Source organism: Hyunsoonleella rubra, assembly GCF_042684665.1.
In the GTDB taxonomy this organism is placed as follows: Bacteria; Bacteroidota; Bacteroidia; order Flavobacteriales; family Flavobacteriaceae; genus Jejuia; species Jejuia rubra.
The window spans coordinates 1-19,538 of record NZ_JBHULY010000026.1 but is presented as its reverse complement, the minus strand read 5'-3'; the positions used below and the strand labels follow the sequence as shown (position 1 = coordinate 19,538).

Genomic DNA, 19,538 nt, shown 5'->3' with positions numbered 1-19,538 from the left:
TTAAGCTAAGAGTTTGCAATCGCCTTTAACTCTTTTATGGTCTCAGGTTGATCGGAACTTTTAAAAACAAAACTTCCGGCTACAAGCACATCTGCTCCGGCATCGGCCAATTGTTTGGCATTTTTGCTCGTTACCCCACCATCTATTTCAATTTGTACGGAAGCCCCTTTACGAACAATCATTTCCTTTAATTGATGCACCTTGTTATAAGTGTTTTCAATAAAACTCTGTCCTCCAAACCCCGGGTTCACGCTCATTAGGCAAACCAAATCAATATCATTAATGGTATCCTCTAAAACATTTACATTGGTATGTGGATTGAGGGCAACACCAGCTTTCATCCCCTCGGCTTTAATAGCTTGAAGTGTCCGGTGCAAGTGGATACAAGCTTCATAATGCACCGTCAAAATATCACTTCCCAGCTCTGCAAAAGTTTTAATATACCTATCGGGGTCAACAATCATAAGGTGGACATCGATAGTCTTCATTGCGTGTTGGGCAATAGCCTTCAGTACAGGCATCCCAAATGAGATATTTGGAACAAATACGCCATCCATGATATCGATATGAAACCAGTCAGCGTCGCTTTGGTTTACCATTTCAACATCACGTTGAAGATTACCGAAATCGGCTGCAAGAATAGAAGGGGCAATTAATTTAGATTTCATTTGATGGATATAATTGAAACAACAAAAATATGTGTTTTATAATCTCTCAGCGCATAGAACCAATAAAATTTTCAACAACCGTAATAACTTTATTGGCAACTTTGTTTTCTGCATTTTTGAGCCATTCTAGGTATTGGTTTAGTTCGCTAAATTCTTTGAAGTCATCTATAATAGTAAACCCAAAGTTGTAATCTTCAAAAATACGTTGCTCTATATTGATGTTGATAACCTTAAATATATTTTGGTGTCGATAATCTAGTTCGATTCTGCTGTATGTAGCGTCCACCCTTTCCGGATGGCCCTCCAGAACCTGTAGAAAATTTCCATTATTATAAATCAAAACACCAGTGATTTCATTCTTCTGATTGTTTTTCTTTGCTTTTTCATATAGCATTTTTAAATCTTCATAAGAATGAGAACCATATGAGTCGCTTATGTAACAGATAGTTTTTAGCATATCTCAGTTTAGTAGAATATTTAAACAACATTCGTTTCGCTAAAAATAGAAAAAAAAGGCGTAGGATTACTTGTGAACAAAATAAACCCCCGGTAATCAGCCGGGGGTTCTTTCATCAATCAAAAAACGAACAGTTATGTGTAACTGTTGTTACTGTTATTTAGTCGTAGCAATATTGCTATCCTAAATATGTTTTCAATATTTTGCTTCTAGACGTATGTTTTAATCTACGAATAGCTTTCTCTTTAATTTGTCTTACACGTTCACGTGTTAAGTCGAAGGTTTCGCCTATTTCTTCCAAGGTCATTGGGTGTTGGTTTCCTAAACCAAAATATAAACGAATCACGTCCGCTTCGCGAGGTGTTAAGGTTTCTAGGGCACGCTCAATCTCCGTACGCAACGATTCGTGCAATAATTCCTTATCAGGATTTGGGGACTCACCTGAGTTTAAAACATCGTATAAATTTGAATCCTCGCCTTCAACCAATGGTGCATCCATACTTACGTGACGGCCAGAGTTTTTCATGGACTCCTTCACATCGTTGATGGTCATATCCAATTCCTTTGCGATTTCTTCTGCAGATGGAGGACGTTCGTGACTTTGCTCTAAAAAGGCAAACGTCTTGTTAATCTTATTGATTGAGCCAATCTTGTTCAATGGCAAGCGTACAATACGAGATTGCTCTGCCAATGCCTGAAGGATAGATTGACGAATCCACCAAACCGCATAGGAAATAAACTTAAAACCTCGGGTTTCATCAAAACGCTGTGCGGCCTTAATCAAGCCTAAATTACCTTCATTAATTAAATCAGGTAAGGTCAATCCTTGGTTTTGGTACTGTTTTGCTACGGATACCACGAAACGAAGGTTAGCCTTGGTCAACTTCTCTAAAGCCACTTGATCGCCAGCTTTAATACGTTGTGCCAACTCCACTTCCTCATCAGCGGTAATCAAATCTACCTTGCCAATTTCCTGCAAATATTTATCTAACGAAGCGGTTTCCCTATTAGTAACCTGCTTCGTAATTTTAAGTTGTCTCATCTAAAAATCTCCTGTAAAATTAATTGTGAATCTTGGGTTCTCTTTAGTTATACGTACAAATAACAAAAAATGTTACAAAATGTTCCACATTAATTTTATGTTGTCTTTTTATTGGACGCAAATCCCGCAAAAAAGTCACAAGACCTTAAAGATACGACTATATTCTGATAAGTTTGGTATTGGTAAGGTTGATATCCTCTAACATATCCTTTGAGAATTGAATGTGTCCCCTTTTGGTAATCAGTTTAAACCTATGGGATTTGAGGTTGCTCAGGGTTTGTAGAAACAACCATTTTGATTTGAGGAGTTTGGGTTTTTCCGATTTTAAACTTATGTCAAAAATATGTTTTCGTCCCTCTTTTGTCGCCACGATGTCAGGGGTAACGGCAATATCGCTTCCTTTTTTTACATAGGATTTTGGGGTTTCGTAACCCTCGATATCGGCCTTAATGTTTTCAAAACCGCGGTTTTCCAAATAAGTGATGGATTCCTCCAAAACATCCGAATACTTGTCTTTTTCTGTGTAAATCATTTGCCCTTTTCATTTAAAGATTAACTTATAATATAGGTTATAAAGTGAAAAAGTCAAGTTTTTAACAGGGTTTAACAGTTTGGTTTCCATAAATTCAGGTCAGAGGCTATTTTGTAAGAATATAATTTCTATATTTAGGAATATTTCGTTATAAACCAACCATTTAAAGTACAAATGAATAAATTTCTATGTTCTATTTGCATCATTTTTAATGTTTGCACCGTACTTGCCCAAAAGGCGGTACCTAGAATTGAATATTTATCCATGGAGGACGGTATGTCCCAAGTGTCAGTGAATGACATGGTGATGGACGATAAGGGGTTCGTTTGGATTGGCACAGCAGATGGATTGAATAGATATGATGGGAATATATTTAAAACATTTCTACACGATTCCAATGATTCGCTATCAATTTCGGGAAATTATATTACTAAAATTGAAACCTATAGAGACGGGAAGCTTTTGGTAGGTACAAGGGACAAAGGCCTTAATTTGTACGATCCCCGTCAAAACACTTTTCGAAGCATCAAATTTGGCATTACTGACAAACAAGTTACCGTTAGCGGATTGGCCAAAGGCCACCAAAATGGCATTTGGGTGGCTACCCTAAATCATGGATTGTTCTATTGGGAAGATTTAGAAGCTCCACCTGTAAACTATAGGAGTGGCTCCGCCATTACAGGTATTTTTAAGGATAATGCCAATATGTTGTGGGTTGGCCAACTAGACGGGACTATTCAAGGTTTCTATGAAGATTTTGAGCGCCCAATGGTACAAGTTAAAATTTCTGGAAATGTTCAGAGTTTTTTCAGAACAAAAGATAATTTGCTGGTTGGCGGTTATGAAGGGTTTTTTGCCTATGAATTTGAAACTGGTAATGTAAAATCCATAGAACTTGAAAACAGTGGAGCGTTTAAAACTATGCATGTTTTGGATTTTCTTAAAGAAGACGACCGTCATGTTTGGGTAGCCACGGGCAGAGGCCTGTATCTTTATGACTTCATCGATCTAAAAGTAAAGGATAAGATAGAATATGAAGAGGAAGCCGGGCTAGGCTTAAGCAATAATACTGTCCAGGCTTTGCTGAGAGTTTCCACAACTCAATTGTTTGTGGGCACGGCCAACGAATTGAACTGCATTGAATTTAAACCTTCCGTATTCCAGAATATCTCAAAGAATAAAAAGGGGCAAAGGTTGCTCAATGACAACGTGATTTTTTCGGTTTACAAGGATAAAAATGGACTTTGGGTCGGTACTTCGGACGGAGGGCTAAATCTCATTACCAATGATGGTGTATATTATTATGTCGATAATCAGAACGAATCAAATTCCATTGCGGGCTCGGTGGTAAGGGCCATTGTTTCCGATAATATTAATAACCGTATGTGGTTTGCCACGACCAGGGGACTTAGTTTGCTGGACATGAATAATTTTGATCCGGAGCATCTTAAGTTTAAAAACTTTTATCATAATCCGAATAATACCAATTCTATCAATGCCAACTTTTTAAAAGATTTGGTTTTGGATGACAACAATGTATTATGGGGCGCTACTCACGAACATGGTATTTTTCGAATGGAGTATCGTCCAAACGGTAGCTATAACATTGCGCGTTATAAGCATGATGTTGGTAATGGCAATACATTAACCAGCAACGAAACCAATTGCTTGGAACTGGATAAAAATGGAAATATTTGGGTAGGCACTCAAAATGGTGTTTCAAGAATTACTTTTAAGAGTAACAACTACGATTCAGTTCAATTCAAAAATTTCAAAAAAGAAGATCACATTGAAAACACTATAGCACATAATGCTGTGAATGATATTTTAGTGGATGACAACAATCAAGTTTGGATGGGGACCAGAAAAGGGTTGAGCCTTTTTAATAGAGATGGAGGCTTCACTTCGTGGTCAAAACAAGATCAATTTCCCAATATGCTGATTTATAGTCTCCAGAATGATTTGCAGGGTAATCTATGGATTGGGACTAATGACGGATTGGTAAAGTTCGAACCCATTACCCAGAAGTTTGCACATTTTTCTACATTCGACAATATTCAGGGTAGGGAATTCGATACACATGCCAGATATCGTGATGAAGCGGGCACAATTTATATGGGCGGGGTGGAAGGACTTACTTATTTTGATCCCAACGCTATTAGCACATTGGATTTACCACAACAGCTCTATTTTTCGCAGTTGCGCATTAGGGAGGAGGTAATTGAGCCGTTTCACCATCAGAGCGCTTTGGAAGCTTCCATTGAAACCACAGCAAAAATAAATATTCAAAATGATCAGTTCCCATTTTATCTGAAATTTTCGGCTCTGGATTTCCGATTGGATAAAAATATTAAGTATGCTTATAGGTTAGCTCCTATTGGTAACGAATGGAATTTTATAAACGACAATACCATTCAGTTTTTGAATTTGCCACGAGGAACGTATGACTTGGAGGTCAACGGATTTTCCAGAGGTAATGTTTGGGGCCAACCACCACTTAAAATGAAGATAAAAGTATATCCGCCTTGGTGGTCCAGCAACCTGGCCATTCTTAGCTATATTGGATTGTTGATTGCTTTAGCCTATTGGTTTTATCATTTTCAGTTATCCCGAAAATTAGCTTTGGCCGAATCCAAGAAATTAAAGGAGGTAGACCAACTCAAAAATTCATTGTACACCAATATAACCCATGAATTTAGGACGCCCATAACCGTTATTCAGGGTATGGCAGAAACTTTGGAAGAGAACCAATCCAAATCATCGGGCAGGGCAAAATCACTTCATTTAATTAAGGAAAACAGTTCCAATCTCCTAAAAATGGTAAACGACATTCTGGATCTTACCAAATTGGAAAGTGCCGAAATAGATGTGGATTTGGTACAAATAGAGGTGGTCAACTACATCCAATATATCTTTGAAAGCTTTGAGTCCATGGCTAAGGAAAAGCAGATTGATTATGTGTTTTATTCCGAAATAAGCCAATTGTACATGGATGTTGACGCCGAAAAACTGGGGACTATCGTCAAAAACCTAATCGTGAATGCCATAAAATTTACGGAGGAACATGGAAGAATCATTTGTCATTTAAAAACAGAAGTCAAATCCCTAATGATTAAGATTATTGATGACGGCATAGGAATCCCGAAGGCCGACCTTCCTAATGTTTTCCAGAAGTTTTATCAAGTTAAAAATTACGCCTCGCCCCAGTTTAAAGGCACGGGCATTGGACTGGCGTTGACCAAGGAGTTGGTAAAATTGATGGATGGGCAAATTAAAGTAAAAAGTGAAGAAGGAAAAGGAGCCGAGTTTACTGTGACGTTGCCCATAACGAACCAGGCTCATATTTCAACTAAAAAAGTTGAAGTGCATGCTGAAAGTGGTGCGAGATTAGCAAATGCAACTTTTACGGATGACCAGAACATACCCATCCCAATCGATGAAAAATCGGCAATTGCCTTGATTATAGAGGACAATAAAGATGTTGCTTATTATTTAAAAACCTGTCTTGAAAACGATTATAAAGTCCTATTGGCGGAAGACGGTGAAAAAGGCATCGAGATGGCAAAAACTTACATACCGGATATCATTATCAGCGATGTGATGATGCCCAAAAAGAACGGTTTTGAGGTTTGTACTACACTTAAAACCGAATTGGTGACTAATCATATTCCCATAATACTTTTAACCGCGAAAGCCAGTGATAAAGACCGAATAGAAGGCTTAACCTACGGTGCCGATGCTTATTTGGTAAAACCATTTAATAAAAAAGAGCTCTTTGCAAGAATAGGTCAATTGATCCAGCTTAGAAAAACCATGATTGAAAAATTCAGTCAGGAGGATTTTAAAGCCTTTATTGAGCGGAAGGACAAAGAGCCGCAAACCGTGTTCATAAAACAGGTGATAGAATTGGTAAACTCTTATATGGACGATTCGGATTTTGATTCGGCAAAACTCGCCGAAAAAATGCATTTGAGCGAATCGCAGTTATACCGAAAGATTAAAGCTACTACCAATCGATCCACAGCAGTTTTTATACGCTCTATTCGATTAAACAAAGCGAAAGCGCTTCTTCAAAACTCCGATAAAACCATCTCTGAAATTGCCTATGAGGTTGGGTTTAACGACCCGTCATGGTTTAGCAGGGCCTTCAAAAAAGAGTTCGGTAAATCGCCAAGTGATATTAGCTAATAGTAGCGATTGCTAAATCGTATGCTCCATTAATACTAGTTTTTTTAAAGTATTGCAGAAATACTCCTATGCTTTGAAAAAATAGTTAAAGGGCTTTTGCTGTCCTGATTATAAATTTGAAAATCTCCCCTATGCGTTAAAGTAAACAATATCCAAACTTAAAATTTATAATTATGAAAACTAAAACATTATTGATTGTAACCATTGCTGGTATGTTAATCTTATTTGCTTGTAAACAAGAGCAAAAGGAAATAGCAGAGGTGGTTAAAGAGGAAGCAAAAGAAGAAAAAGTAGATTTACTGAACGATGAATTTCCTGAAGCAAAAGAAGAAGTATTAAAAACTATGGAGGCTATTGTTCAAAGTGTTTTCGATGGCGATATGAACAAATTGATTGCCTTCCATGCTTATAGTCCAAAGTTCACGGAATTTAATGGTGGAGAGCCACGAGTGGGCAGTATGGAGAATGAAAAATTTGAAAGAGAAGTATTTGGCTCCGTTACTGAAGTTGTAAAGTTTGATGCAAAAGATTTAAAGGTTGCAGTTTATGGAGAGGTCGCAAATGTTACTTTTCATTCAGATTTTCATTTAAAGTTTGGGAAGGACCTGGTTGTTGTTAATGACCAAATCACATTACTATTTCTTAAAACTGATACGGGATGGAAAATAGTACATGAGCATCATTCGCCTTTAAAAAAGGAGAGTGCATAGAAGATCATATTATGAAAAGGCCTAATTATATTTCAATGAAAAGTTCATATCTGATAATAATTTTCTTTTTAATATCTGGTTTTTTGTTTTCCCAGAATGATGAAAGTTCCAAACTCAAATTTAAATCATGGTCTATTGTTCCCTTAGAAATTTACGGAATACAGGAAGGTAAAGATTTGTTCGAAAATGACGGTGGTATTGCCCTAAGTGCTGATTTAAGCGTTTCCCTCAATAATAATGTGTTTAGTTTTTTGGTTTCATTAGGACAAGAATTTGTGATTTGGGGCGATGGGGGAGATAGCTTTAGCCAAATTAATTTACTGTACGGAAGAGAGTTTGAAATAAAAAAGTGGTTGTTTATTGAGACACATGCTGGTGGTGGGTTGCTAATCTATAAAGTGGACGAGCAATTAAATAATTATGATTCTAAATTTAACGAGCTGGTATTGCCTTTAGTCGCAAAGATAAGATTTCAGACAGGGAGGAAATTTTCGATAGGTCTTAAGATGCAATATAATTTAGGTTCATTTAATACTATATACTCTGGCGGGCTTTTGTTACAATTCAATTAGAAATAATGAAAACTTAGTCTAGTTTTTAAACCGATACGAGAGTTGCTTGAGTGGCGTCAATGCACAGATAATCCTAGGTTTTGACGAAATAGTGAAAGGCCAAAAATAATAGCTATTATAATTTAGGCATATCTTCCCTTTACTAATTAATTGTGCGTAATGCCGCGTTCATATGATGCAAGTTGCGATCTCAAAATCTGAGACGAACATTGTGTGGCAATCTTTAGTCGTTCTTTTGAACCAATTTGGATTGGATTTTATTCAAGTATATTGAAAAAGAGGATTTGACCAACGCGAGTTTTAACTGGGCATCAATAAATATTGATTTATACAATTAAATAAATGGCATCAATTTTTATAAATCCTTTATTATGAAAAAAGAGAATAAAAAACCGAAAAAATGGTTATCGGTACTCAACCAGTTATTAGATAGCTATATATATTATGTTTTACTCCGTAAAAAATCCAAATCGGAAATTAATATAAATAGCTGAAATTAGTATCTTTAGTAAAATTATACTGACGGAACTTGGTTTCTATTATTGATTTTTTGCTAATAGCCGGTGTTGTTCAAGGTTTCGCTTTCAACCTTGTAACCATGTTTGTTAAGAAAAAATGCGATAGGGTTATCGTTTTTCTTAACTTAACCGTTCTTTTTATCTCCCTCAATAACCTTCAACGTTGGCTCATAGATAATGATTTCATATCGGATTTGTTTCTGATAAAAAATTTTCTTGTGCCTTGGTATTTTCTGATAATGCCAATGTTTTATGCCTTTACCACCCATTTTTTGAAGGTACAGGACAAGGTCAACGATTATTTGAAAATTTCTATTACAATCTTTATAGTTGAGATAGTGCTTCACCTTTGCGTCATTTCATATGTCTATTATGAAGTTCCGGATAGAGATATCTCCATAATTCTTCATTACAATACAATTGAAGATATTTTTAACCTCTTTTATACTGTTTTCCTATTTGTAAATACATGTTTATTGATTTTTAGAAGGAATCAATTGATTTCCTATGTATTGTCCTATGATGACTTAAATTGGATAAAGTGGTTTATCCGCCTAGGCTTATTTATGATTATTTTTTGGGCCGTAGCATTAACCATCAGGACTTTAACTGGAAATGAAGATACCTATTTGTTTTTAAGGTTGGGCATGTCCATACTTTTGTATTGGATGGGGTATCAGGGTTTTTACAAGTACAATGTATTGCGTGACCGGATTGTATTGAGAAGTTCTATTGGCGCCAATGCTGTTGCTTTGGCACCGCCAAATGTTGCGGAACAAAATGCAGACGACGATGATTTTTTTAATGAAAAGCACAAAACCGATTTTGAAACTGTCAGAGATCATATAATTGAGAATAAATTATATCTCGACCCTTTGTTAAGTATGGAAACATTGGCAACGGAACTCGGGATGAGCAAAAGTTACTTCTCCAAACTTGTAAACTCCTATAGCGACTATAATTTCTCCGATTTTATCAATTCATTGAGAGTAGAACAGGCTAAGCAGTTCCTGTCAAATGATGAATTTAGTGAGTATACCATAGTAGCCGTCGGCCTGGAATGTGGATTTAACTCAAAATCTACCTTTTATTCTGCTTTTAAAAAGTTTACTTCAGAAACGCCTTCTACATTTAGGGACAAATTTTAGTCTTTTTTAGTCCGAAATAATCGTTGGACATCCTAATTATTGCTTCCTAGACCATACTGGACATTGGTTTTTCATTACGCCAATACTTTTACGATTAACAAATTAATCCTAAAAATTTTGAGTCATGATACCGATGTTAATCCTTTACCTCTTAAAGAAAATAAAAAGCGGATCTCGCTTCACTAAAAAGCTAACTTTTATAAAAAGGCTTGCTGTAAAACTGGGAATGCTATCTATGTTATTCGTTGTTACGGTGTCCCATGCCAATGATAAAAAACCTATCAAGAAAATTAGTTACAACGTGGTTAGAAATCATACCGTTATTGGAACCATAAATGTAAGCTGTGATGTGGGAAACGGCTCCACAATTTACTCTTTAGAAAGTGACATTAATGTTAAATTCATTCTACACTTCAGTATAAAGGGAGAAGAAACTTCGATTTATAAAAACGGTATTCTCATCCATTCTTCAGTTTTCAGAAAGGTAAACAACAAGGTGAAGGCAGATCATGATGTTGTATATAAAAACCAAAATTACCATCTGGAGAATTCGGAAACAACCAAAAAATTAAGCCTTAAAGCCATTCAGGACAACCTTGTGATGCTTTATTTCAAAGAACCTAAGACGATAAAATCGGTTTACTGTGATTATATCAAACGGATGGCAAAGGTTGAGGCTCTAGCCGAAGGGGTGTATAAAGTTGATTTTTTGGATGGTAAGTATAACATCTTTTATTATGAAAATGGAAAGTGTGTGAAAGTTGAGGCAAATAGCTCCATGTTTAGTGTAACACTAATTCCTGCGAAATCATGATCAGTGTACAAAATATATGGGTATTTATAAGTGTGGCCTTCCTTACGTACTTTTTGTTAAGTTGGGTTTATAAAAGACTGGAGATAGTTAATCTAGAAAATGCCTTGGTGGTTAGAAACGGTATCAGGCTCTTAAACCTAAAGCACAGCCTTGGCATTGTTTTGTTCGGAGTACTATTTTACATGCTGATGCCTGACCTTCGTTATCTAATCACCACTATTGAGATTCCCCGATTGCAAATTTTATTGCCTTTTATAGCCGTATTAGGTTTATGTGCGTGGATATCGTGGACTTCGGCCAATCGCACCAACCATTTTAGCGAAAGTGAAAGTTATCATAATAAATCTGAGGCATGGGCTTACTTTTCTATACGCTTTACGTTTCTGTTCTGCTATGAGTTTTTCTTTAGGGGCGTATTACTGTTTGCTTTATTGGAAACATTTGATCTGGCCTTTGCCATAGCTTGTTGCACTTTGGCATATTTAATTATCCACTTATTTGATTCGAAAAAGGAAATAATTGGAACCATTCCATTTGGTATTGTGTTATGTCTACTTGCTTATGAAACTCAGACGGTGTGGTATGTTTTTATACTCCACTTAACACTATCGGCAGTTTACGAAATATCAATCTTTTATCACCAAACTTTAAAAACATGATTATGAAAGTTTTACTTACCGGTGCAACCGGATATATAGGTCGCCAATTAGCTTTGGCTTTAGCTGAAAGAAATATTCAGGTCAATGCCCTGGTCAGGGATTTACATTCCTTAAAAGTACCAAAGCATGAAAATTTTTTCCTTTTTAAAGGCGACATCTGTGATTATGCTTCTATTGAAAATGCCATTAAAGAGTGTTCTTATGTAATGCATACAGCGGCATATACCAATTTAAAATGCAGAAACATCGACAATTTTTATAACACGAATGTTATTGGGACCGAAAACTTATTAAAAGCGGCGTGGAAGCACCAGGTTAAAAAGGTGGTTTATACCAGTACCCTATCCGTATATGGGCCGTCTTATAACCAGATCCCAATTACGGAGACACAACCCAGAATAACATCCTATGCTAATGACTATGAATTGACCAAAAGCATGTCTGAGGAAATCGTAAGGCAGTATTCAAAAAAAGGACTTTCTAGTGTCATTTTGAATGTTTCAAAAGTTTATGGGCCAGGATTAGGAACCTACTCAAATGGAGTGAATAGGCTTATATCGATGATTGCCAAAAAGGACTTTTTACTAGTCCCAAATAGGTTAAAAAGTACATCAAATTACGTTTTTATCAATGATGTTGTACATGCCCATCTTCTGGCCATGGAAAGTGATGTCAACTACGGAAGGTATATTATAGGAGGGGAGAATATCAGCTATAAACAGCTCTTCTCATTAATTAAAACCTTAACACAGAGTAAGATTAAAATTTTACAGGTGAATTATGCCATGGTCAAAGCATTTTTTTCTATTGCGTCTATATTTCAAAACCTATTAAGGGTAGCTCCCTCAATAACTCCAAAAGTACTGGATTCTCTTTTTGTCAATCGCATTTCTTCTTCTTTAAAAGCACAAAAGGAACTGAATTATAAAATTACGCCCTTGCATTTTGGGCTTAAGAAAACAGTTGAATATTTAAATCTAAACTCATGAAAACTTATACATTAATCACAGGGGCAAGTACTGGTTTTGGAAAATCACTTGCCATTGAATGTGCTAGCCAGGGAATGAACCTTGTTATGGTTTCGTTACCAAATTCTGGATTACTTGAACTTGGGCGCTTCCTAAAATCGAACTTTAATATTGAAGTCATAACCTTTGAAATGGATTTAGGGTCCAAAGAAAACTGTCATCGGCTATTTGAAAAAGTTAAGGCCAAAGCCGCCTCTATAAAATATCTTATTAACAATGCCGGTGTGTTGAGCAGGGGCTATTTTGAGGATATGCATGAGGATTATTTCTTAACGCAAATCCACGTAAATGTAGCCGCACCAACCTTGTTGACAAAACTCTTTATGGAGGATTTTAAGGCCAATGCGCCCTCTGGAATATTAAATGTGAGCAGTATGGCCAGCTTTTTCCATTTGCCCAAAAAGCAAGTATACGGTGGTACAAAAGCATACCTGCTATCCTTTTCAAAAAGCTTGAGAAAGGAAATTAGTAAATACGGTATTTGGGTTTCAATAGTGTGCCCAGGAGGGATGAATACAACAACCGGCCTATGCTTGCAAAACAGAAAACTTGGATGGCTGTCGAGAACTTCCATTCTCGACCCGGAAGTTGCGGCTAAAGAAACGCTTCAGAAATTTTTCGCAAAGAAAGAAGTCATCATTCCTGGGGCTATGAACAAGGTGTTTATGTTTTTGGACAGTATTATTCCAATGGCTATTAAAAACAGACTGACAGCCAATGCCATTTGAGTTTGCCGACGTCCGAATATGTCCAGAATTGTCCATAGAACATGATTTCGGATATAACTATATATAGAATTAGGGAATTTTGAAGTAGAGGTCCAACCAAAAAAATAAAAAGTCATGAAAACTCTAATACTTATAGCAATGATGATTGTTATGCTGAACGTGACGTACGCCCAAAACCAAGAGCAAGTATCCAAAATAAAAATCAAGTTTGGTACGGAAAAAGTTAAAGCGGGCCAGAGTATTACTCTGATTGACTGGATGGATTTTGGTTTGAAACCTCAGATGGGCAGTTTGTTTGCCAAAACGTTTAATGAGGTTGCTGACTATTTACGCTGGCAGGATTTTTATGATGATTTTGATTTTGGTTGTGTCGCTAATATTGGATTGGATTTGAAAAAGAATATAAAGCTAAACGCTGCCTATAATTTAGGAATGCTAAAGTTCGACAATAATTTTGGTGAGGCTAGGGGATATAATTTTAGAGTTTCTATAAGGTTTAATTTTTGATACTTGTAAAATGAAAGGTTTTATAAAAGTTTTTATTGTTTGTTTTTTTCTGGTATCACTAGGTTGTAGTAAAATAGATGATGCCGACAATAATGTAGTAGAATACCCGATAAGTGATATGGGGTATGTAGAAATCGTTTATGAAAACAAAAAGATAGTATTGCAAAACTCAATTTATATTTTCGTTTTTAATAACAGACTACAATTTAATGCAAAAAACTGCTATGAAAAAATCCAGGTAGGGCTTAGTGTACCACTAACCATTGGAACACACGCTTTTGATCCTGATTCCGTATATGGTAATTTTTACATAGGGGAAAATTGGAAATGTACAGAGGAGTACATAAAAGATTTATTCTCTGATACCTATAAGGATAGATTTATAGCTTCTAGTGGATTCATTAAAATAGAAGAAATAACTTCGGAAAAGGTTAAAGGAACTTTTAGTTTTAGTGGCTATACTTTAGAAAATGTTCATAGAACAGTTTCAATTACCGATGGCAGGTTTGACTTAAAAATATAGTTTCGGATTGAATTTTGCAATTTGGGATGGAATAATGAGCATATAAAGTTTAGAAAGTAAAATATTAATAAAATTTTATAATGAATAAGATAATTAGACTAGTAATCGCCGTAATTATATCACTTTGTTTTGGTTGTAGTAAACAAGATCTTAGGGAGGAAATTTTTGTTGGAGCCATGCAGGCAGAAATAAATGGGGAGCTCGTCGTTTTTGAAAGAGCGAATGGCTATGGTTTTTTTGATATTAATGGAGGTTGCGATGAGAAATTCCATGAAATAACTGGGGTAAAAGGCTATGATACGCTTCTCCTGATGGATATAATATTAGACTTATTATAAAACCATCCAAAGGAGTTGGTGTTTATGGTATTGAAGATGGTGTTTGGGCTTCATTTTTGTTTTACAATGACTGGAAGCCACCAGCTCCATATGATACCATAAGTTATCATTCAACTGTATTTTGTTCAGAGTTGCAAGAATACCTTGTTGAAGAATGTAGTGTTACAATTGAATCTATAGAAAATGATAGATATAGAGGTTCATTTTATTTTAGAGCTATAAACCAGAGCAATTGTAGTGAAGTAATACTGGTTACTAATGGAAGGTTCGAAATTGGTACTGAGGCCACAAGACAGGTTAGGGCTACATGTTATGATTAGAAAATAGTCTAGAATTTTAAGTCGAAAGTAATTGAAATTAAAAAGACATTGTTTATAAAAACAGTAAGAATGATAACTATGATGAAAGCATTAAGACAATTTTTTTTTCATATGGATTATTTCTATTTCAGGAGTAGCTTGCGAGGATGCCCTAGAAACTCTAGCGGATTGCGTGGTAAACCTTAATCCAGAATTGCAGGATAAAACATTGAAAACAGGCAATTTGGGCCTAAACTATTATGATGTTATTACCGCCACTGTACAAGGAAGTTCAAATAACAACGATTATGTTTTTGACTACGATATTAGTGGGTTGCCCAATGGTATTATGGTTAACGCGGCAACTACAACCCTAATATTGGAGGGCACGCCCATTGAGAAAGGGACTTTTACAATTTCGGTCCAATTAAGTGTATTCGACTCACGTAATGTAAACGATTTGGAAAACCCCTCAAGGGGAGATGCTTGCAAGGATAGCACATCAAGGCAATATACCCTTGAAATTAAATAACGAAGGGTGTCGAGGTAGGAATATGGCCCAAAATGTAATCAATACACAATAGTTTTAATTTATTGTTTTAAAAATGGAATATAACAAAGTGATAGTAACTGGAGCAAACGGATTATTGGGTGTAAATACCGTAATTGAGCTTCTGGAAAGTGGGTACAATGTTACTGGCTTTTTAAGAAAAAGCGATCGTTTTGTGGATATAAATCATAAAAACCTCAAACTTTTTGAAGGGGATATTACAAACATAGACGCATTAAATAAGGCTTTTTTAAATATTGATGTGGTTATCCATACCGCGGCCTTAACAGACCAAAATTTGTTGAGTTATGAAAATTACCGAAAGATTAATGTTGAAGGGGTAAAGTATGTTCTGGAAGCCTGTAAAAAGAACAAAGTCAAAAAACTGATTTACGTTAGTACCGCAAACCAATTTGGTTATGGTGATCTAAAAAGTCCCGGCAATGAAAACACCCAAATGAAATATCCGTTTACGAGTTCATTTTATTGTCAAAGTAAAACGGAAGCGACCGATTACTTGCTTAGTCAGAAAGAAGAAATGGATGTGGTAATTGTAAACCCCACGTTTATGATCGGGGCATTTGGTACGAAACCAAGTTCTGGAAAAATAGTTTTAGAGGGCATGAAAAAACGCGTGGTGCTCTGTCCGTCTGGAGGGAAAAATTTTGTCAATGTGCGCGACGTGTCGAAAGGTATTTTAAATGCAATGAAGTATGGAAAAAGTGGTGAATGCTATCTTCTTGGAAATGAAAATTTAAGTTATTCTGATTTTTTTATAAAGCTTAGGAGTTTTACAAAACGAAAATTTGTTATCGTACCAATGCCTGATGCATTACTCCGATGGCTTGGCCTGATGGGTGATGTTTTAAGATACTTTAGAATTAGTACACCCCTGTCTTCAGTCAATATTAAATTGTTGTTGACAAACAACTTTTTTTCAAATGAAAAATCCAAAAGAGAACTTAAACTGAAATATAATCCCATTGATACAGGCATAAAAGAATCCTGTGAATGGTTTTATGCGCAACCAAAAAATAAATTTTAAACGAATACTAAAATAAAAACCATGAAAAAAACAACAATTTATATTGTCTTTTTAGCCTTTTTAGTCCTTACCGGATGTAGTGGGGATTCTGTTGAAGATGCAGAACAAATGGACTACGGCAGTATTCAAGCCCGAATTGACGGCACGATGAGGACTTTGCCTGGGTTTTACGCCGCTTTTTACAGCGAATTTGACGACTTAATCGTTATCTATGGATACAACGGCGATCTTGAAATAGGTATTTCAATTAGAATACCTCCCGAAATTGGCACCTATAATTTTGATGAAGGCAATGTGTATGCTACCTTAACATTTGGCGATCCGTTTGATTTTTTTGATCAAAATAATGATGGCCCGGCCATCGACCATCCTGCGGTTGCGGGATATGTCACCATCACTGAACTTAATGAGGAAAACGTCGTTGGGGTATTTGAGTTTAACACCGAGCTGCAGAATGGCGGCACGCACATTGTTAAAGAAGGCGAATTCAACATTTTGAGACAATAGTCTTTGGTTGTTCTAATACAAAAAAAATGCCCATCCCTATGGACGGGCATTACTATGAATTTGTATAGTCAAATTAAAATTGTTGTGCTAAACTTATTCCTCAATCTCAATGGTGATAGTACTGCTAATCTTGAGCTTTTTACCCTCTAATCTAGCATCATTAAAAAATGACTGTGCATCCAATTTTGCATCAATAAGTTCGTTGATTCTACCACTATCGTATTCGCATAAATCTTCGCTGTTTCCTTCTGTAATTGATAGTCTTTTTAATTTATGGTGGTTGATTTTGATGTCCAATACGGCATCAATAACGTCCTTAGCTTCGGATACGTTAAAATATCCGTCAATCAATTTAATGTTTTGCTTTTCCATTGTAATATCGTTGATTTTTTTTGTTACGGTTTCCATGATATTTTAATTTTAGATTATACTTTATTATTAATAACAGTTTTGAATGATGCACAGATACAGGGGCATGCCGAGTGTGATGTTAAACGGGAACGTAATGGCTAGCGCCATGGGTATGTACAAACTCGGGCTTGCCTTTGGTACCGCTATTTTCATTGCCGCTGGTACCGCAATATAAGAGGCACTTGCCGCCAAAATTGCGAAAAGCAATCGGTTTCCAGTACCCGTTACAAAGGCCCCACTTGCTACAGCCACCAGGCATCCATTGATGATTGGGACCACGATGGCAAAAATTAAGGCAAACCACCCTTTCTTTATAAATTCATTTAGCTTTTGACCGCTGGTGATCCCCATGTCCAAAAGGAAAACTGATAAAAACCCTTTGAATATATCCGTTGTAAAGGGCTTAATGCCTTGGGCCTGGGCTTCACTAGCCAAGTAACCAATAACTAAACTCCCTAATATTAACAGCACACTGCCGTTAAACAAGGCGTGCTGAAACACTGTTTTCATTGGGATATCAGATTTTCCTTTGCCTCCTTTAAAGAGCATGATGAGTAACAGTCCAATCATTATTGAAGGTGCTTCCATTAATGCCATAACTGCTACCATATGCCCACTAAAAGGGATTTGTTCAATTTCTAAAAATGAAATCGCTGTTACAAAAGTTACTGCACTTACGGATCCATAGGAGGCTGCGATGGCTCCCGCATTTTCTATACTGAATTTCCGTCTAAGGATAAAATAAGCATAGATTGGAACGGCAACTGCTAGAAAGATCCCGAATAAAAGCGACCATAATATCTCTAGGTCGAATTCGCTGTGCGCTAGTTCCTGTCCACCTTTAAATCCGATGGCAAGCAATAGATAAAGCGAAATAAATTTTGAAGAGTTCTCAGGTATTTTTAAGTCACTCTTCAGCTGCACCGCTATAACTCCTAAAAAGAAGAATAGTAATGCCGGGTTTGTAAGGTTGTCAATTAGTAAATGTAAATCCATTCAGTGTGTTTTACCAGTTGCTGTTATCTTGATTTTTTGACTTTGAACTAATAGTAGCAAGAAACATTATAGCTCCAATTAGTGCCAATTCCTTAATAAATAGGCCATCATTTTGTAAGGATAATAGAATGACAACTAAAAACATAAAAGTCAGGATAATTTGATTCCTGTTTAAGGCATTTGACTTCATCTTTTTGATGCTGTTAAAAATTTTTTCTTTCATCGTTTTTAAATTTGGTGCAAAGTTTATACAAATATTTCATATAATTTTATTTATATTTATTATGAAATATATAAATGTTAATTATGAATTACACTTTACATCAGTTGGAAATATTCTTAAAAATAGCTGAATTACAGAGTGTTACAAAGGCTTCAGAAGCCCTGTATCTTACCCAGCCAGCTGTTTCCATTCAGTTAAAAAAGTTCCAAGATCAGTTTAAAATTCCCCTGTTTGAGGTAGTGGGTCGGCGTATTTATATCACAGAATTTGGTGAAGAAATTGCACAGGCGGCGGAGAAAATTATGGAGGAAGTCAGGGCTATCGACTACAAGGCATTGTCCTTTCAGGGCGAATTGGCAGGCAAGCTGAAGATCGCAATCGTTTCCACAGCAAAGTATGTAATGCCTTATTTTTTGTCTGATTTTATCAATAAAAATAGAGGAGTAGACTTGATTATGGATGTAACCAACAAAGCCTCCGTAATTCGGGTACTGGAAAATAACGAAGTAGATTTTGCTATGGTGTCTACCATACCTAAAAAGCTCAAAATAAATCGCATTGAGCTGATGCGAAATGAGCTGTACATGGTAGGAGGGAGGGACTATAAACTTAAGGGAAAGCATTTATCCAAGGCCGAGTTTCAAAAATTACCGTTGATTTACCGCGAACAGGGGTCTGCCACCCGTTTGGCCATGGAAAAATTTATTGATTCTAAAAAGATTTCTACTTATAAGAAAATGGAATTAACGTCTAATGAAGCTTTAAAGCAAGCTGTGATTTCTGGACTTGGTTTTTCAATAATGCCATTAATTGGTATAAAAACGGCCCTCAAACTAGGAGATTTGCAGATTATCCCGGTAAAAGGCCTACCTATTGTTACCAACTGGAATTTGATTTGGTTGAGTTCTAAAAACATGTCTACTATCGCCAAAGCACTTATAGAACATATTGAGGAAAACAAAGAGGCAATCACCAAAAAACACTTCCATTGGCTAGATAATTATTAAATAAACCCGTTGTGCATTTTAAATAATGCTAGTTTTAATATTGTTGATATTTCTATCAAAGACAAACC

22 protein-coding genes are annotated in these 19,538 nt (G+C 36.1%); 15 read left to right on the top strand and 7 right to left on the bottom strand.

Annotated features, from left to right (window positions below; all coding sequences use genetic code 11):
• Positions 1 to 5: 5 nt before the first annotated feature.
• From rpe to ACFSR8_RS11555, 4 genes are all read right to left on the bottom strand, one after another.
• A complete protein-coding gene (gene rpe, locus ACFSR8_RS11570; RefSeq protein WP_380292190.1) occupies positions 6 to 668 on the bottom strand; it encodes a ribulose-phosphate 3-epimerase in 663 nt (220 codons plus the stop codon).
• A 46-nt stretch (positions 669 to 714) separates the two neighbouring features.
• Positions 715 to 1,125: a BLUF domain-containing protein gene (locus ACFSR8_RS11565; RefSeq protein WP_380292188.1), complete on the bottom strand. Its 411-nt coding sequence runs from the start codon at positions 1,123 to 1,125 to the stop codon at positions 715 to 717.
• Between the two features lie 178 nt (positions 1,126 to 1,303).
• The gene (locus ACFSR8_RS11560) at positions 1,304 to 2,167 is read right to left on the bottom strand and encodes a sigma-70 family RNA polymerase sigma factor (protein WP_027137161.1); all 864 of its coding nucleotides are present in this window, start codon (positions 2,165 to 2,167) and stop codon (positions 1,304 to 1,306) included.
• Between the two features lie 157 nt (positions 2,168 to 2,324).
• On the bottom strand, positions 2,325 to 2,699 hold the full coding sequence (locus ACFSR8_RS11555) for a hypothetical protein (RefSeq protein ID WP_380292185.1): 375 nt from the start codon (positions 2,697 to 2,699) through the stop codon (positions 2,325 to 2,327).
• A 174-nt stretch (positions 2,700 to 2,873) separates the two neighbouring features.
• On the opposite strand from ACFSR8_RS11555, the gene ACFSR8_RS11550 reads away from it, so the two are divergent.
• The 14 genes from ACFSR8_RS11550 to ACFSR8_RS11485 all read left to right on the top strand — a co-directional run bounded on the left by ACFSR8_RS11550 (position 2,874) and on the right by ACFSR8_RS11485 (position 16,833).
• Complete coding sequence (locus tag ACFSR8_RS11550) at positions 2,874 to 6,887, top strand: hybrid sensor histidine kinase/response regulator transcription factor (RefSeq protein ID WP_380292183.1); 4,014 nt, start codon at positions 2,874 to 2,876, stop codon at positions 6,885 to 6,887.
• A 173-nt stretch (positions 6,888 to 7,060) separates the two neighbouring features.
• On the top strand, positions 7,061 to 7,597 hold the full coding sequence (locus tag ACFSR8_RS11545; RefSeq protein ID WP_380292181.1) for a YybH family protein: 537 nt from the start codon (positions 7,061 to 7,063) through the stop codon (positions 7,595 to 7,597).
• A gap of 35 nt (positions 7,598 to 7,632) precedes the next feature.
• A complete protein-coding gene (locus tag ACFSR8_RS11540) occupies positions 7,633 to 8,169 on the top strand; it encodes a hypothetical protein (protein ID WP_380292179.1) in 537 nt (178 codons plus the stop codon).
• Between the two features lie 598 nt (positions 8,170 to 8,767).
• On the top strand, positions 8,768 to 9,835 hold the full coding sequence (locus ACFSR8_RS11535; RefSeq protein WP_380292177.1) for a helix-turn-helix domain-containing protein: 1,068 nt from the start codon (positions 8,768 to 8,770) through the stop codon (positions 9,833 to 9,835).
• Positions 9,836 to 10,070: 235 nt separating this feature from the next.
• A complete protein-coding gene (locus ACFSR8_RS11530) occupies positions 10,071 to 10,649 on the top strand; it encodes a DUF6134 family protein (protein WP_380292175.1) in 579 nt (192 codons plus the stop codon).
• On the top strand, positions 10,646 to 11,308 hold the full coding sequence (locus ACFSR8_RS11525; RefSeq protein ID WP_380292173.1) for a CPBP family intramembrane glutamic endopeptidase: 663 nt from the start codon (positions 10,646 to 10,648) through the stop codon (positions 11,306 to 11,308). Before ACFSR8_RS11530 ends, ACFSR8_RS11525 begins: the two co-directional genes overlap by 4 nt.
• 2 nt (positions 11,309 to 11,310) lie before the next feature.
• Complete coding sequence (locus ACFSR8_RS11520; RefSeq protein ID WP_380292170.1) at positions 11,311 to 12,297, top strand: NAD-dependent epimerase/dehydratase family protein; 987 nt, start codon at positions 11,311 to 11,313, stop codon at positions 12,295 to 12,297.
• The gene (locus ACFSR8_RS11515) at positions 12,294 to 13,064 is read left to right on the top strand and encodes an SDR family NAD(P)-dependent oxidoreductase (protein WP_380292168.1); all 771 of its coding nucleotides are present in this window, start codon (positions 12,294 to 12,296) and stop codon (positions 13,062 to 13,064) included. Before ACFSR8_RS11520 ends, ACFSR8_RS11515 begins: the two co-directional genes overlap by 4 nt.
• A 114-nt stretch (positions 13,065 to 13,178) precedes the next feature.
• On the top strand, positions 13,179 to 13,571 hold the full coding sequence (locus ACFSR8_RS11510) for a hypothetical protein (protein ID WP_380292166.1): 393 nt from the start codon (positions 13,179 to 13,181) through the stop codon (positions 13,569 to 13,571).
• A gap of 10 nt (positions 13,572 to 13,581) precedes the next feature.
• The gene (locus tag ACFSR8_RS11505) at positions 13,582 to 14,094 is read left to right on the top strand and encodes a hypothetical protein (protein WP_380292164.1); all 513 of its coding nucleotides are present in this window, start codon (positions 13,582 to 13,584) and stop codon (positions 14,092 to 14,094) included.
• 80 nt (positions 14,095 to 14,174) lie between these two features.
• Entirely contained in the window at positions 14,175 to 14,432 is a 258-nt protein-coding gene (locus tag ACFSR8_RS11500; protein WP_380292162.1) for a hypothetical protein, read from the top strand.
• A 492-nt stretch (positions 14,433 to 14,924) separates the two neighbouring features.
• Entirely contained in the window at positions 14,925 to 15,263 is a 339-nt protein-coding gene (locus tag ACFSR8_RS11495; protein ID WP_380292160.1) for a hypothetical protein, read from the top strand.
• Positions 15,264 to 15,336: 73 nt separating this feature from the next.
• A complete protein-coding gene (locus ACFSR8_RS11490; protein WP_380292158.1) occupies positions 15,337 to 16,326 on the top strand; it encodes an NAD-dependent epimerase/dehydratase family protein in 990 nt (329 codons plus the stop codon).
• Positions 16,327 to 16,347: 21 nt separating this feature from the next.
• Positions 16,348 to 16,833: a DUF6252 family protein gene (locus ACFSR8_RS11485; protein ID WP_380292156.1), complete on the top strand. Its 486-nt coding sequence runs from the start codon at positions 16,348 to 16,350 to the stop codon at positions 16,831 to 16,833.
• Between the two features lie 93 nt (positions 16,834 to 16,926).
• Here the strand turns inward: ACFSR8_RS11485 and ACFSR8_RS11480 are convergent, their stop codons facing one another.
• The 3 genes from ACFSR8_RS11480 to ACFSR8_RS11470 are packed head-to-tail and all read right to left on the bottom strand — an operon-like array spanning position 16,927 to position 18,463.
• Positions 16,927 to 17,241 carry a hypothetical protein gene (locus ACFSR8_RS11480; RefSeq protein WP_380292154.1) on the bottom strand — a complete coding sequence of 105 codons (315 nt, stop codon included), beginning with the start codon at positions 17,239 to 17,241 and terminating at the stop codon, positions 16,927 to 16,929.
• A gap of 30 nt (positions 17,242 to 17,271) precedes the next feature.
• The gene (locus tag ACFSR8_RS11475; RefSeq protein WP_186558238.1) at positions 17,272 to 18,240 is read right to left on the bottom strand and encodes a sodium-dependent bicarbonate transport family permease; all 969 of its coding nucleotides are present in this window, start codon (positions 18,238 to 18,240) and stop codon (positions 17,272 to 17,274) included.
• Between the two features lie 10 nt (positions 18,241 to 18,250).
• A complete protein-coding gene (locus ACFSR8_RS11470; RefSeq protein WP_380292152.1) occupies positions 18,251 to 18,463 on the bottom strand; it encodes a hypothetical protein in 213 nt (70 codons plus the stop codon).
• 83 nt (positions 18,464 to 18,546) lie between these two features.
• Between ACFSR8_RS11470 and ACFSR8_RS11465 the strand changes: the two genes are divergently transcribed.
• On the top strand, positions 18,547 to 19,470 hold the full coding sequence (locus ACFSR8_RS11465; protein ID WP_380292150.1) for a LysR family transcriptional regulator: 924 nt from the start codon (positions 18,547 to 18,549) through the stop codon (positions 19,468 to 19,470).
• The last annotated feature ends 68 nt before the right edge of the window (positions 19,471 to 19,538 follow it).